Here is a 15,461-nt window from a genome sequence, read left to right on the forward strand (position 1 = left end):
TTGAAGAAATGAATCGAATGGGTAAACTTGATGGCTATGGGACAGCCCCCTTTGTTTTGCTCTAGCGGTCGTTATTCTACTGTGACATCCGGACCTAAAACGCCACGAACCCAGTCTAAATTGCGAGGTGCATATTGTTGTACGTCTGCTAGTGGATAAATGTTATAGCGTCCATTTTCTAAAATCATAGATGTTGCTTTGAAATGTGGTGAATGGACGTCGATGTTATTACCGGTTTTTGTGATTTTTAAGCTTGCAGCGCCTCCGATAAATGTGTCAGGAGCTGATGTAATCGTAGCGAAAAAGTTACCGATTGAGTAAAAGATATGTGTTTCTTCACCTTGGTCGTTCGTTAATAATGTGTAAGGTTGTAAAATATGCGGATGGCTACCGAACACAATTTCAACGCCAGCGTCATTTAATACTTTTGCTAGGCGACGTTGCTCTTCATTTTCTGTTGTAACATATTCTGGTCCCCAATGCATACTGACAACTACGACATCGACAAGTGACTCTAAGTTTTTAATATCTGTGAGCATTTTATTTTCGACGATGTAGTTAACGTTGTATGGAGAATTTTTAGGTAAATAAAAGCCATTTGTGTCATATGTGTAGCCGAGAAGCCCGACTGTAATACCGTTTAAATCAATAATGCGCGGCGTGTAACGATCCTCATCAGATTTATACGCACCGAAGTATGGCATATCGTGTTTCTCTAAGTTTTCAAATAATGTTTGAACGCCTTCTTCGCCCCAGTCAACTGTATGATTGTTTGCTAAGTTGACGATATCGACTCCGACATAATGTAAAGTATCTAAAATACGTGGCGGACTAGAGAATCGCGGATAGCCAATGACTCCGAATTTATTGGCAATGGGAGCTGATTCTTGATTGGCGATTAAATAGTCGTATTGTGTGAGCATGTCTTTTACGGGCTCGAATGATGGCGTGTAGTCATCATAAAGCGCGATGCCACGGTGAAGCAAAATGTCGCCAATCATTGCGATGTCTGTTGTAACGGTTGGTGGCGCTTCCTCGGTTGTGTCAGATGTAGTTGTATCATTATTGTTTAGTTCTTTTCCGTCACTACAGCCTGCAAGTAGTAGCATAGATAATGTGAGTGATGTAAGTAAACGTTTCAAATTTATTCTCCTTTTCCAATTGAATGGCTCTTCACCATAACGTAGGGTTGCTTTCCACGTCGAGGTAGGTTTTTCGTGAGAGTGGAGGCGAACACGACATTCAGTGCCTACATAGACGTGGCGCCTATTGTCTTTCTTGAGCCACCTCGCGACTTCTTTGTCGTGTCTGCAAGGTCTCAAGGCTCACGCTTTTCTCGCTGGAGTCCGCCTCTTGTTTCAAGCAACTTTTATGCGTTATCCCTAGCTTACAGTGATGAACCAATTGAATCCATACTTAGCGTATCGAATAATGGATGACATAGCAAGAGATTTTAGAACTCTAAAACTTTTCGAACATTTGGTACGTATGACTGGCTTACAGGTAGCTCTAAGCCATTTTTAAGTACGATAATTAAGTTCGATGTAAAGTCGCGTTTAATGCGCTGTATGAACGTAATATTGACGATATATGAGCGATGAATGCGCATGAATGAATGCGGAAGTCGCGTTTGTAGTTCCTTCAATGTAATGTTCGTTTTGTATGCTTCGCGCGCTACGTAAAACCACGTATGCTTTTGTAAGCTTTCAATATGTGAAATTGTCTCGATCGGTACTGGGATCCAATCGTCGTCGTGCTTGCCTGTAATGAACGCTAAGCTTTTTTGCGTTGTTGGAATGAATGATGCGTCGAGTACAATCATTAATGCAGCGGCGCGTCCGTTTAAGCAAATTGGGTATCCGAGGCAATAGTAAGGCGTACCAAAAATCGTTTCATCCATTAACGCCTCTGTTTTCTTATGTGTAGATAGTACGCGTGCTGCAATGCTGTTTGGATGAATGAGTGCGCCAACTTCTAAATGAATTGGCATTGTGTTTGAGGCACAATAAATGTACTGACCATCCTGTGCGACTACGATTGTTGCGTTTTTCGGCATCCAGTCTCCGAGCATTTGCGTATATTGCTCAATTTCTGCTTTTAGTACCGTTTCAGCTGTTGTATTCATGTTTTATCCCCCTAATGTTTTATATAACAGCGAAGTTCCCCCATCTATCCGCCATATTTCCGACTCGTCGTCTTTAAAAGTGTATTTATCGAGAAATATAGCGCAAATTTCTTCCCTGTTATATATTAATTTACAACAAAACAAACTGTTATGGAACAGTTTAGGGGTGAATAGTTTCAAGTTTGTTTTAAATACATACACACATTGGGAGGAATTGTTCATGGTAACACGTCAAGAACGCATTGAAGCAATTGAGAAAGATTGGAAAGAAAATCCACGTTGGGCTGGTATTGAGCGCTCATACACAGCTGAGGACGTTGTAAAATTACAAGGTTCATTCGTAATCGAGCAAACTTTAGCAAAGCGCGGAGCTAAACGTTTATGGAACTCATTACACACAGAGCCATTCATTAACGCATTAGGTGCTTTAACAGGTAACCAAGCAATGCAACAAGTAAAAGCAGGTTTACAAGCAATTTACTTATCAGGTTGGCAAGTAGCGGCTGACGCTAACTTAGCAGGTCAAATGTACCCAGACCAATCTTTATACCCAGCAAACTCAGTACCACAAGTAATCAAACGCATTAACCAAACGTTTAAGCGTGCAGATGAAATCGATCAAGCTGAAGGTAACGAAGGATTCGACTGGTTCGCACCAATCGTAGCTGACGCTGAAGCTGGTTTCGGTGGTCCATTAAACGTATTCGAATTAGTAAAAGGTATGATCGAAGCTGGTACTGCAGGTATCCACTTAGAAGACCAATTAGCTTCTGAGAAAAAATGCGGTCACTTAGGTGGTAAAGTATTATTACCAACTCAAAACGCAGTACGTAACTTAACAGCAGCTCGTTTAGCAGCAGACGTAATGGGTGTTGACACAATCATCATCGCTCGTACAGACGCAGATGCAGCTGACATGGTTACTTCTGATATCGACCCACGTGATGCAGAATTCTTAACTGGTGAACGTACTCCAGAAGGCTTCTACCGCACAAATCCAGGTCTTAAACAAGCAATCGCTCGTGGTTTAGCATACGCTCCATACGCAGACTTAATCTGGTGCGAAACTTCACACCCATCATTAGATGAAGCTCGTGAATTCGCTGCTGCAATCCATGCAGAGTTCCCAGGCAAAATGTTAGCGTACAACTGCTCACCTTCATTCAATTGGAAAGCTAAACTTTCTGATGAAGAGATCGCAGAGTACCAACGTGAATTAGGTAAGCTTGGTTACAAGTTCCAATTCATCACACTTGCTGGTTTCCACAGCTTAAACTACTCTATGTTCGAGCTTGCGCATGACTACAAAGATAACGGTATGGCTGCATACTCTAAGTTACAACAAGCTGAGTTCGGTGCAGAGTCTAAAGGCTACACTGCAACTCGTCACCAACGCGAAGTAGGTACTGGTTACTTTGACGAAGTATCACAAATCGTATCTGGTGGTACATCTTCAACAACTGCAATGTCTGGTTCTACTGAGACTGAGCAATTCGTATAAGAGACACGCGAACTCTCTTCAATAAGCGTCTGTGCATTTGTGCCGAATTTGCACAGACGTCATAAATATATTTTGTTGTACAAGGGCGTATACGAATGCCGTAGCTATACGTTCAGCTTCCGTCAATCGCTTACAAGAGTTCTGTTCCTCCATAATAACGAACGTTGATAGGCGGAAAACAAAGCTAAATTGATAATATTTGCCATAAAAAAGGCGCTCCGAAATGCCGATTCGGAGCGCTTTTTTCTTTTGCGTTCAAAAGAAAAAGCGGCACAACATATATGTGCCACTTTGTCGTTATTTCAGTGATAAGTTGAGCCAGCGCTGTGCTTCCTTATAGTCTTGCGGTACGCCATTGCCTTTTGTGTAAAGCATCCCGAGCTGGTGCTGTGATTTTTTATGCCCTGCAATTGCGGCGCGGCGGTAATAGCGAGCTGCTGCTTCGAAGTTTTTCGGCACGCCCTCACCTTTTGCGTGCATTTGCGCGAGCTGATATTGCGCTTTCGTATGTCCTTTTTCAGCAGCTTGAACAATCCATTTCGCAGCCTCTGTAAAGTCTTGCTCCACGCCAAGCCCTTTGTCGTATAAGTTGCCGAGCTGGTATTGCGCGCCGACGTGACCAGCTGTAGCAGCTAGTCTATAGCAGCGACGAGCTTCCTCATAATCGACTGGCATGCCAAGCCCTCCCTCATACATAAGTCCAAGCTCGTATTCTGCTTCAACGTGCGTTTGATCCGTTGCGGCGCGTAGCCAGTGACGAGCCGTTGTGTAGCTTTGTTCCACACCAAGCCCATGTAGATACAATAAACCTATTTCATATTGTGCTTGTGCATGCCCTCTTTTAGCAGCGCGTGAAAATGCTTTGAACGCTTGCTTATATAGGTTGTTTTCTTTGTAATATTTTCCAAGTTCATTTGATGCGCTTAAATGCCCTTGTGCGGCTGCGAGCTGGAACCAGTGTAGCGATAGCTCGATTTGGTTTTGCCCTTTGTATAAGAAGCCGAGGGAGTACTGAGCATTCGTGTGCCCTGCATTTGCGGCAAGCTTGAACCATTTTAATGCTTCTGCTTCATTTTTAGTAATGCCCGTGCCGCTGTAGTAGTTCATTGCAAGCTGAAACTGTGCATTCGTATGGTGCTGAAGCGCGGCTGCATGGAACCATTCATTTGCTTTTTCCATATGTGGCTTCGTGCCGCGCCCTTTGCTTAACATGTAGCCTAAATTGTATTGAGCGCTCGCATCGCCCATTTTGGCAGCTTCTTCAAACCAATAAAGCGCCTGCTCATAGCTTTGTGGAACGCCTGTGCCATCGTGATAAAGAAAGCCTAAGTTATTTTGAGCGCTCGTATTACCTTGAGCAGCTGAGCGACGATACCAAGCGGCCGCTTCTTTGTAGTCTTTGTCGACACCGAAGCCATTTGTGTAAAGTACGCCGAGATGATATTGTGCTTCGGCATTGCCAGCTTGAGCAGCTTTTTTGTAAAGTGATGCAGCTTTCTCGTAGTTTTGCTCGCCAGCTTGACCTGTATGATAAAGAAGCCCAAGTGTCGTCAATGCTTGAGAGTCGTTTTGTGCTGCAGCAAGCTCGTACCAGTACATTGCTTCCTTCATACTTTTTTCGACACCATGCCCGTGCTGATAGAGCGCTCCTAAATTGTACTGAGCGCTTGCGTTACCCGATTGAGCAGCATATAAAAACCATTTAGCGGCCTCTTTGTAATCTTCGTCAGAGTATTCTTGCTCTGGGTGCAAAATTGGCATCGGAATAGATAGCTTTTCGTTTTGCTGTTTGTAGCTATTATGGTCGATTTCGAAATCAGGGTCTTTGCGCTGGATGAACCATTCGATTAAGTCTGTTAAATAGTCGAATGTCAGCTGAAGTGATTTTTGATCGAGTAATTCGACATTGCGAATGACGCTTTGTTTACGAACTAAATCCATTAATAAAAAAATGCGTCGAGGCTGTATTTTATCTGTAAATGATGTCGTTTTGAGGAACGCCAGCAATGAGCGTTGTTTCGGTACGGCTCCCATTTCATCTTCGTATACAGAGCGAACAATTTGCTCTAGCACTTCTGCACATCGTTGTAAGCGTGTAGCTGTTGGAAGTGTTAATGTTACTGCCGCTTCAAGTGTGTTCGCAATTTGTTCATAGCCTTGATGACGAAGCGGTTCGTTCGCTTGGCGTAAAATTGCCTCATGCATGACTCCCACCACCTTCTATTTAAATTGTATGTATTAGTGTATATATCGAATTATTCGATATGTTGTAAAGGGAACGAGTATAAAATTTTATCGAATAAGGGTAAATACTTGTCATAGCGATTGCTAATCTGATAACATTCGAGGAATTTAGATGTAGTGGAGGAAACAACATGATAAAAAATTTACAACAGCAAATACATGCATCACAAACAGGAAAGGTCGAGCTTGTGCTGCGCAATGCGAAAGTAGCAGACGTGTTTTCACGCACGTGGCTCGATGCGGACGTCGGCATTACAGCGGGGAAAATTGTCGCTGTTGATTATACGAGAAGTTTAGTAGGGAAAACAGAGCGAGATGTAGAGGGACAGTACGTTGTGCCTGGTTTTATTGATGGGCATATTCATATTGAGTCGTCGATGTTAACGCCGTCTGAGTTTAGTCGCATTTTATTGCCACACGGGATTACGAGCGTCGTGACAGACCCGCACGAAATTGCGAACGTGAACGGCGCAGAAGGCATTCAATTTATGCTAGACGATGCAGCGAAAGCGGATATGGACATTTTCGTCATGCTGCCGTCGAGCGTGCCAGGAACGTCGCTTGAAAATGCAGGAGCGGTATTACATGCGAAAGATTTAGCGCCGTTTATGACGCATGAATCGGTACTCGGCTTAGCGGAAGTGATGGATTATCCTGCTGTATTAAACGGTGACGAAACGATGCTAGAAAAATTGTTGCTTGCACGAGCGCATAACTTAATCATTGATGGACATGGGGCAGGATTGCAGCATATGCAAATTCGCGGCTATCGTACAGCAGGCATTCATACAGATCACGAATGCGTTACAGCAGACGAGGCGCGCGATCGTGTAACGCAAGGAATGTACGTGCTTATTCGTGAAGGCTCGGCGGCGAAAAATTTACGCGACGTGCTAGCTGCTGTGACGGATGCAAACGCTCATCGCTTTGCATTTTGTACGGACGATAAGCATTTAGATGAATTAATCGAAGAAGGAAGTATTAACTATGCGGTGCAGCTTGCGATTGAGGAAGGAATGGATCCACTGCTTGCCATTACGCTCGGTACATTTAATGCGGCGCAGTGCTACCGTCTATATGAAAAGGGCGCAGTTGCACCAGGGTATGATGCCGATATCGTCGTATTGCCAAGCTTAACGACGATTGCTCCGATTGCTGTATTTAAAAACGGACAGCTCGTTGCACAAAACGGAGAGCTATTAGTAGCGCGTACTGAACGTGTTGAGCCGTCTGTTGCGATTACACAATCGGTGCGTATTCCGACTGTGACGAACGCCGATTTACAAATTGCGTTTCCAGTAAGCAATCGTGCGAACGTTATTGAAATTATTCCGAATCAAATTATGACGAAAAAGCTTGTGACCGAAGTGCCGGTCGAAAACGGTTATTTCGTGCCGTCTGTTGAACAAGATTTACTGAAGCTTGCGATTGTCGAGCGTCATCACAATTTAGGGAACATTCAAGCAGCAATTGTAAAAGGCTTTGGCTTACAAAGTGGGGCGGTGGCGACGACGGTTGCGCACGATTCGCATAACGCGCTCGTGCTCGGAACGAACGATGATGATATGATTGTCGCACTGGAAGCATTGCAGCGTATGCAAGGTGGATTTGTAATCGTAAATGAAGGGAAAGTAATCGGTGAGTTGGCATTGCCTGTAAGTGGCTTAATGACGCTACTTGATGCGGACGAGGCGTGCGAGCAACTACATGCGTTACATGATGCGCTACATGTCATTCACCCGCCGATTGATTTTCATTTATTTTTAACGCTATCTTTTATTGCGCTACCGGTTATTCCACAGCTGAAAATTACCGACATTGGCTTGTTTGACGTTGATTTATTTGAGCATATTGCGATTCAAATCGATAAATGATAGAGGAATTTTTGCTTGTTGCGTCGTATGAAGTGAGTAAGGAGTGAGAACATGCATCAAGTAGTAGCTATTTTACCAGTGCACAATCCAACTGATAACTTTGAAGCGGATATAGAGCAGCTGCTGTCTCTACAATTTGCACAAATTGTCGTTGTGAACGATGGCAGCAATGCGCGGCACTATCCGTTGTTTGAGCGACTGCAAAAAATGCCGAATATTACGCTATTGACGCACAGGGAAAAGCTCGGCAAAAGTGCGGCAGTGAAAACGGCAGTATCGTATGTGCAGCGACATTTGCCGCGCTGTAAAGGCATTTTACTAATCGGTGCGTACGGTCAGCACAAACTGCGTGATATTGAGCAAGTGCTGCATGTGTCGCGCATTTACAACGACGGCATCGTGCTCGGTGTGCGCAGTTTTCGTTCAAGGGAACTGCCGGCATTTAGTCGCATCGGCAATTTTTTCGTAACGCTTTGCTTTGAGTTACGCTGTAAAAAACGCATTGTAGACGTTCAGACGGCGCTTCGTTACATTGCAATGCCGCACGTGTCGATGCTGCAGCGCATTAGCGGCGATCAATTTGATTTAGATGTGTATATGTTGATGGAGGCGGTGAAGCGTCGCGTACCGTTATATGAGGTGTATATCGGGAAGGCAAATATTAAAAAAAATACGTTCATTCAATATGACGAGACGTTTCGTTTCCACAACGTAGGGATGAAAATATGGCAGTACAAGTATTTGCAATGACGAAACTTTTTGCTTGGCGTCACGTATTGTGTATAGAGAGCTGAAATACTTATAAAATATCAAGCGTGTTGATTAGCCATTAAACTGGCATTTCGCGTATGGTGGCTCGCTTTCCTGGGGCTCGGCTCAAGCCTCCGCGCCTCTCCTATGTCGAGGCTTACGGGGTCTTGAGGCACGAGCTAAGCAATTCAGCTGTATAAAAATAGCTAATCAACAGACCTGATAAAATATATGTAGCATCGTAGTAGCGAGCCGGAATACGCGCTTTGCTCATTTAAATGATTTATAATTTTGAGAAGGACGATACACAAACGGAGGGATTTCAATGACAGAACAACAGCCGCAGCAAGTCGCCAACGAAGCACAAAAGCATTATTCAGATGAAAAATTCGTCGCAAAAATTCAGCGCGTCGGTATCGATTTAGGTTTTAAGGCGTTGCACGCAGCGACGACGTTATTTGTCGCATTAAAAAGCCCGAACATGCCGAATGCACAAAAGCTCATTATCGTCGGAGCGCTCGGCTATTTAATTTTACCGATTGACGTCGTGGCGGATTTTTTACCGGTCGTTGGTTTAGCAGACGACGCATTTGTCATTATTAAAGCGGTCATGTCCGTGTATAAGCAAGTCGATGAGGATATGGAGCAAGAAGCACACGATTTATTGAAAAAGTGGTTTGGTGACCGATACAATTATGAAGGAAGCTTGCAACAAATTGTTGAGCAGCAATCGGATGAGCAAATGAATAAGTAATGGAGATGAAGACGTGATTCGAACACTATTTTCTGTCGTCATCGTCGCAATGTGTAGCTGGGTTATTTACGGGCTAGTTGAAGATTATAAAGAAGATGCATTGTCGCTATATGAAAGTGCAAAAAGTGAAATGAATGAAGCAAAAAACGCGGTGTTAAGCGGCAATCCAATCGAGGTGATGCCACCTGAGGAAGAAGCGGCACTACAAGGCGCAACGACGAATGTAAAAGAGCTAGCCGAAGCGTTTTACAGTCATATGCGCAACTGGGAAACGAAATTTACGATTGAATACGTTGGCGACACGACGTATTTAGGTGAAATGTTAGATGAGGCGTACGCTATTGCGAAAAATCATGACGGCTACGTGCTCGGGCATTTAGATCGCATGGATTTAACGTATGAGTACACGACGAAAAAAGCGACGATTACGGTACTACAAAAATATTTAACCGATCCGCATCAAGAGGAGTTCGTCGATAAGCAAGTGCGTCATATTTTGCGCACGATCGTAACAGATACAATGACCGACGAGGAAAAAGTATTAGCGGTGAATGATTACATCGTGCGCAATTCAGTGTACGGTACGAATACGACGGCAAGCCCGCATAGTGCGTTTGCGTTGTTAATGGAAGGGCAAGCTGTATGCCAAGGCTATGCGCTCGTAGCGTACAAAATGATTGATTTACTCGGCATCGACGTAGAGTACGTAACCGGCGAAGCAGACGGTGTCGGGCATGCGTGGAATTTAGTAAATGTTAACGGTGTATGGCGGCATTTAGATACGACGTGGAACGATCCAATGCCAGACCGCGGTGATAAAGTGTCACGTGACTATGCGCTTTTAACAGATGAAGAAATGCGCAAAACTCATACGTGGCTACGTGCGGACTATCCGCAAGCGAAATAATATAAAAAAGCATCGGAATGATTTTCGATGTTTTTTCTTTTGCATATTATAGTAAGCAAAATGTATCGTAAACATGCACTTCTGTTTGTAACAAGCATGAGGGTGGACCGATTTCTCATAGTATGTTAGTATCTTGTAAGAGGTGTTAATATGAACAATATTATTTCGTTTTTTGCTGGAGCAGGCGGTATGGATTTAGGATTTGAACAAGCAGGCTTTGACATTAAACTGGCGGTCGAAATTGATCCGATTATGTGTCAAACACTTGAGTTAAATCGGAAAAACGACACGTTGACGATTTATGAAAAAAATATTTTAGACGCAACGGCTGAAGAAGTATTACAGCAGGCAAAGCTTCGTAAAGGTGAAGTAGCGGGCATGATTGGCGGTAGTCCGTGCCAGTCGTTTTCAACAGCAGGCAATCGCGGTGCATTTTCAGATGAACGTGGACAAGCGATGATTAAATACATTGATTTAATTAATGCAATTCGCCCAAAATTTTTCGTGTTGGAAAATGTAAAAGGGCTTTTATCGGCGGCACTGGAGCATGTGAGCATTGAAGACCGAAAGAAAAATAAAGATGAGGGCATTGTGCTACGTGCAGAACAGCAACCAGGCAGTGCATTTTCATTTATTTTAAATCGCATTCAAGGTTACGAGGTGCATTATAAGCTGCTCAACTCAGCAGACTACGGCGTGCCGCAAAAGCGTGAGCGTGTGTTTGTTATCGGTATTTTAAAGGAAGATGACGAGCCGTTATTTCCATATGCCTTTCCTAAAAAAACGCATAGTAAGTCGGCGAAAATAAAAGAAACGTTATTTGATTACGCTGACGATGCTGAAGGATTCGAACCGTGGATTACATTTGAGCAGGCGACGGCACATTTAAAAGGCACGACGATGAATTATCAATCGTATTCTGAAAAGCGAATGCACTATATGAAGATGATTCCAGTAGGTGGCGGCAATTGGCGAGATTTAGAAAAGTTTGGTGATGATGTTGTACGTCAAGCGATGGGCGGGGCATACAATTCAGGCGGTGGTAAAGTCGGCTTTTTCCGACGCATTAAAGCAAGTGAGCCTGCACCGACGCTTTTAACGTCACCGGCACAAAACAGCACGAACTTAGGGCATCCATTTGAAGATAGACCGCTATCGATTGAGGAATATTTAGCGATTCAGCAATTTCCGAAAAACTATAAAGTAGCAGGAAAGTTAATGGATCAATATAAACAAATTGGCAATGCGGTTCCAGTTGGTCTAGCGTATGCGGTGGCGAAGTCGATTAAAGAAGGGTTGCAAACTATTTTATAGCAATAAAGGGTGTGCCGAATGATGTTGGCGCACCCTTTGTTTTTTTATAAGCTAATTAATTTAGGATTTGTATGTAATGTATCACTTAAAAATTGTAAATAGTCTTCCTCACTTAGCTCTGATGAATGCCCTGTTACTATTTCTACTTTAGCATTTAATTCATGCCATTTGTAATCAGGCACGTTTAGACGGTTAACCTTTTTCTTACCAAGTCGATACCATTTCTCGATTTCGACATGTTTACCATCACGTACTGTAACACTCGAGCTGTTTTCTGTGTTGTATTTATTTTTAATTTGTAGCAGCTTTAGCGTATTAGTAGAAGCGTCATAATGTGCAAAATCTGCAGCACGAACAATTTCACCTTCGAGCCAAATAAAGTTGAATGGTGGCTGACAAAGATTTTTCGCAATGTATGCTTCTAGCAAATGACCTTGAATGTTTTCAATCGACATTAATAAATCGTGGCTATCAATAGCGAGTGAAATGTCATCTGTACTAACATCCATGTCATTTTCGATATAGTAACGATTTAAGACATGAGCAAGCGCAGGGTCGCGTATAGTATCTCGTTCGCGTAATGGAGTTGCTTCTTTTAAAAGAGTAGGTTGAATGTGCGCAGCAACTAGTTTTTTTAACCAATTTGCCGTATAAAGCATGACGCGTTTTCTTTGATCCAATTCACGATCAATTGTTTTAGAACTTTTTAAGCTGTTAATAATACCGAATGTCATACAAATATGCGCAATGGAAACGATGTCGTCTCGTGTCCCTTCGCATATGTATAAGTTTTTAATTGTACTGTTTAAAGAGTTGATTGCATCGTTAATGAGCAGAGCAAATTCTTCCTCATTGAACTTCGCTAATTCTTCGTTTAAATCCATCGTACATTTCTCCTTTGTGCTGAAGTATATGTTTATTATGCCGCATATAAATTCAAAAAAATAGCACGCTCACCATAAAGATGAGCGCACTATTTATTACAGTAACTTTTGCTTTTTCGACGTCAAATACGTCGGCAGCACCATGCCACAAAGGACGAGCGCAATGCCAGCAATTTGCAACACTGTTAACGTCTCATGTAGCACGATGACCGATACGCAAATGGCAACAGGTAGCTCCATCGCGCTTAAAATCGATGTGAGTGCACCGCCAACTTTTGGTGCGGCAATGCCAAATAATAAAATAGGCACGATAATGCCGAACATGCCTAAAATGAGCCCGAACTTCCATAACCCTTCGTTAAATAGCGTGCCATTCCATACAATTTCAGGTGCAAGGAAGAAGCTTGTCATGACGAGCGCAACGAACGACATAATCGTCATGCGTGAAATCGTCGTTACCCCGTCTACTTGTCGAGAGTTTACTTGAATGAATACTGCAAATGACAGGGCAGACAGTAAGCCAAACACCCAGCCTTGCCAAGCGATGCGACTTAAATCGGTATCAATGACGCCTGCTGCTAAAATCGTTCCGGCAAATAGCACGACCAATGCGATTGCCTCGATGCGTGTAATGAATCGGCGTTTCAATATGCAGTCGAGCAGCGTGCCAATCCATGTAAATTGAAATAGCATAACGACTGCAAGCGATGCAGGTAAATAGTTGAGCGAATGTCCATACACGATGCCGGTGAAGCCAATAAGCATACCGCCGAGCACTAAAATGCGCCAGCCACGTGCGTTAAGCTTCGGCAATGTGCGCTGTGTGCAAACGAATAATACGACAGCGAGCAGAAACCCAATGACGTATTGGCTCGTAATCGCTTCAGCTGATGTGAAGCCTGCGTTCATCGCCACTTTTACAATCGTTGATAAAATACCGTAGCTGCTCGATGCGATAATAATTAATAATGGATAAAACAACGTACCTTTCAATACAATCCCTCAATTTCTATAATGATTTAACCATATGATGAAACGGCTCATCAATAATTTGCCAATGTTCGGTTACGACGAAGCCAAGACGCTCGTACAGCTGACGTGCGCGTACTTTTTCAACTTCGACGTTGAGCGAAATTTTCGAAAAGCCTCGGCGCTGTGCCTCGCGTTCGGCAAACTGTAGTAGCTTTGTGCCGACACCTTGCCCTTGTGCCGCTTCGTCAACGCTAACGGTATCGATGTAAAATTCATCGTCATGTGCTTCGACGTCGATCGTTACGTCGCGTCCTTGCGCGTGCAGCCATTGTTCTAGCTGACGGTCGAGCAGTCGCCCTGTTTTGCCATCGTATAGCACCGCAATGCCGACGATTGTTTCGCCGTTACGCGCGACGAATGTATGCTCAAACGAATGGCGGTTGTTCGTGTTTCTAATGAGCGTACAAAGCGTTTGAATCACTTCTGCATGCTCGTTTTGTGCTGTTAAGCGGTTCGCAATGTCACCAATTGCGGAAACAATTAGCGGGGCGATGAACGGCGCATCGTCCTTCGTTGCTTGTGTAATTGAAATCATTTGAATCCCTCGCTTATATGTGTGAAATGAGTCGTTTTTTGTACAACGTGAAAATTTAACTGATAGTAGAAAAACAAGCTGTTCACAAGTATATCAAACTTGTGAACAGCTTGCGTGAAATTGATTTTTCCAATAAGTCTAAATTTTTATATTTGCAGTCATTTCATGGTAACCTAGAAAATAACTATATTTTCGGAGGGACACAACCAGTTATGACTCAGTCGGATAGAGATTTCATTCTCGTATACGGAGATGCATTTGTTGATTTTATTGCAAAGGATTACACGAACACGGAGTTTGTCACATATTTAGGCGGGGCGACGATCAACGTTGCAGCAGGCATTAGCCGCATTGGCGCACCGTCTGCATTAATTACGATTACAGGTGACGATGAGACGTCGGAGTTTGTACGTAATGAAATCGCAAAGGAAGGCGTTAATTTACAATATTCGATTTTTGACCCAGCAAAGCGTGTGAGCGGTGTGTATGTGCATTTAACGGAAAACTGCGAGCGCATTTTTAAAGACTATATTGATGAAACGCCAGACTTACAAGTAACGGCAGATCAATTAGATGAGCAAGCGTTTAAGCGTGCGTCTGTATTAAATGTTTGTTCAGGCACAATGTTCCACGAAACAGCGCTTGAGACGACGCGTCGTGCAGTAGAGCTTGCGAAAGATAACGGTGTCATTGTCGCAATCGATGCGAACATTCGCCCGTTACGTTGGCCGAGCGAGGACGTTTGCCGCGAGACGATTTCGTCATTTTTTGAGGAAGCGGACATTTTAAAGCTGACGGACGAGGAGCTATTTTTCTTAACGGAAACGACGACGTTAGAAGATGGTATCGCAGCGTTAAATGATTTACTTGTGCCAATCGTGCTCATTACAGTCGGAGCAGACGGTGCATACGCGGTGCTAAACGGCGAAACGATGCACGTGCCAGTCGAAAAGGTTGAGCCAGTAGATACGACAGGTGCAGGTGATGCGTTCATGTCAGGCGTGTTGCGTTACGTGCATTACAACAGCTTGCCGACGACGGAAGAAGAACTGATGAAATGTGTATCATTTGGCAATGAGCTAGGTGCGCGCGCGGCGACGAAACCAGGTGCGTTAACCGCATTGCCACATTACGATGAGATTAAGCATTTACTGTAATCGCTACGAGCAGGCAATTTCACAATAAGTAAAGACGAAAAACAGGTGATGTCGTACAAAAGTATTGTATATTGTCGACACTCATGTTTAAATAAAGCAGAAGCTTTGTTCAATGACAAATTGAGGGTCATTCGTTGAGTGGCTATGTATGATATGGAAGTTGTAATTGCTGTTAGGTGATACGTGAGGAGAACACGTACCGCTGTTGCAGTAATTCATTTTCATGAAACGCTAGTGGAGACTCGCGCATGCTAGCTATCTGGAGAAACAACGGATTTTTGAATAAAGCAAGAAACGTAAGGCGTATTTATAGGCAACTATAAGTACGCTTTTTTTATTTTGGCATTAAAAAAAGAATGTATATATATACAAGGTGATTGAAAT

13 protein-coding genes are annotated in these 15,461 nt (G+C 43.4%); 7 read left to right on the top strand and 6 right to left on the bottom strand.

Features of this window, described 5'->3' with window-relative positions:
* Positions 1-71: 71 nt before the first annotated feature.
* Both A6K76_RS07150 and A6K76_RS07155 read right to left on the bottom strand, forming a co-directional pair.
* A complete protein-coding gene (locus A6K76_RS07150) occupies positions 72-1,142 on the bottom strand; it encodes a CapA family protein (protein WP_066463529.1) in 1,071 nt (356 codons plus the stop codon).
* A gap of 311 nt (positions 1,143-1,453) precedes the next feature.
* A complete protein-coding gene (locus A6K76_RS07155) occupies positions 1,454-2,125 on the bottom strand; it encodes a LytTR family DNA-binding domain-containing protein (protein ID WP_066463531.1) in 672 nt (223 codons plus the stop codon).
* A 220-nt stretch (positions 2,126-2,345) separates the two neighbouring features.
* Between A6K76_RS07155 and aceA the strand changes: the two genes are divergently transcribed.
* On the top strand, positions 2,346-3,626 hold the full coding sequence (gene aceA, locus A6K76_RS07160) for an isocitrate lyase (protein WP_066463533.1): 1,281 nt from the start codon (positions 2,346-2,348) through the stop codon (positions 3,624-3,626).
* Between the two features lie 297 nt (positions 3,627-3,923).
* On the opposite strand, the gene A6K76_RS07165 is transcribed toward aceA, so the two are convergent.
* Positions 3,924-5,831, bottom strand: a complete 1,908-nt coding sequence (locus A6K76_RS07165; RefSeq protein ID WP_066463534.1) for an SEL1-like repeat protein — start codon at positions 5,829-5,831, stop codon at positions 3,924-3,926.
* 170 nt (positions 5,832-6,001) lie between these two features.
* Between A6K76_RS07165 and ade the strand changes: the two genes are divergently transcribed.
* The 5 genes from ade (at position 6,002) to A6K76_RS07190 (ending at position 11,469) form a co-directional block, all read left to right on the top strand.
* Positions 6,002-7,744 carry an adenine deaminase gene (gene ade, locus A6K76_RS07170; RefSeq protein WP_066463536.1) on the top strand — a complete coding sequence of 581 codons (1,743 nt, stop codon included), beginning with the start codon at positions 6,002-6,004 and terminating at the stop codon, positions 7,742-7,744.
* A gap of 51 nt (positions 7,745-7,795) precedes the next feature.
* Entirely contained in the window at positions 7,796-8,494 is a 699-nt protein-coding gene (locus tag A6K76_RS07175; protein WP_066463538.1) for a glycosyltransferase, read from the top strand.
* Positions 8,495-8,819: 325 nt separating this feature from the next.
* Positions 8,820-9,248: a YkvA family protein gene (locus tag A6K76_RS07180; RefSeq protein WP_066463540.1), complete on the top strand. Its 429-nt coding sequence runs from the start codon at positions 8,820-8,822 to the stop codon at positions 9,246-9,248.
* A 13-nt stretch (positions 9,249-9,261) separates the two neighbouring features.
* The gene (locus A6K76_RS07185; RefSeq protein WP_066463547.1) at positions 9,262-10,155 is read left to right on the top strand and encodes a transglutaminase domain-containing protein; all 894 of its coding nucleotides are present in this window, start codon (positions 9,262-9,264) and stop codon (positions 10,153-10,155) included.
* A 150-nt stretch (positions 10,156-10,305) separates the two neighbouring features.
* Positions 10,306-11,469, top strand: coding sequence for a DNA cytosine methyltransferase (locus A6K76_RS07190; RefSeq protein ID WP_066463549.1), 1,164 nt, complete (start codon positions 10,306-10,308; stop codon positions 11,467-11,469).
* 44 nt (positions 11,470-11,513) lie between these two features.
* Here the strand turns inward: A6K76_RS07190 and A6K76_RS07195 are convergent, their stop codons facing one another.
* From A6K76_RS07195 to A6K76_RS07205, 3 genes are all read right to left on the bottom strand, one after another.
* Positions 11,514-12,353, bottom strand: a complete 840-nt coding sequence (locus A6K76_RS07195) for a SinI family restriction endonuclease (protein WP_066463551.1) — start codon at positions 12,351-12,353, stop codon at positions 11,514-11,516.
* A gap of 96 nt (positions 12,354-12,449) precedes the next feature.
* Entirely contained in the window at positions 12,450-13,346 is an 897-nt protein-coding gene (locus A6K76_RS07200; RefSeq protein ID WP_066463553.1) for an EamA family transporter, read from the bottom strand.
* A gap of 16 nt (positions 13,347-13,362) precedes the next feature.
* Positions 13,363-13,920 (bottom strand): GNAT family N-acetyltransferase, encoded by a 558-nt coding sequence (locus A6K76_RS07205; protein WP_066463554.1) that lies wholly within the window; start codon positions 13,918-13,920, stop codon positions 13,363-13,365.
* A gap of 212 nt (positions 13,921-14,132) precedes the next feature.
* Between A6K76_RS07205 and A6K76_RS07210 the strand changes: the two genes are divergently transcribed.
* Positions 14,133-15,077 (top strand): carbohydrate kinase family protein, encoded by a 945-nt coding sequence (locus tag A6K76_RS07210; protein WP_066463556.1) that lies wholly within the window; start codon positions 14,133-14,135, stop codon positions 15,075-15,077.
* The last annotated feature ends 384 nt before the right edge of the window (positions 15,078-15,461 follow it).

Source organism: Caryophanon latum (assembly GCF_001700325.1).
GTDB classification, from domain to species: Bacteria; Bacillota; Bacilli; order Bacillales_A; family Planococcaceae; genus Caryophanon; species Caryophanon latum.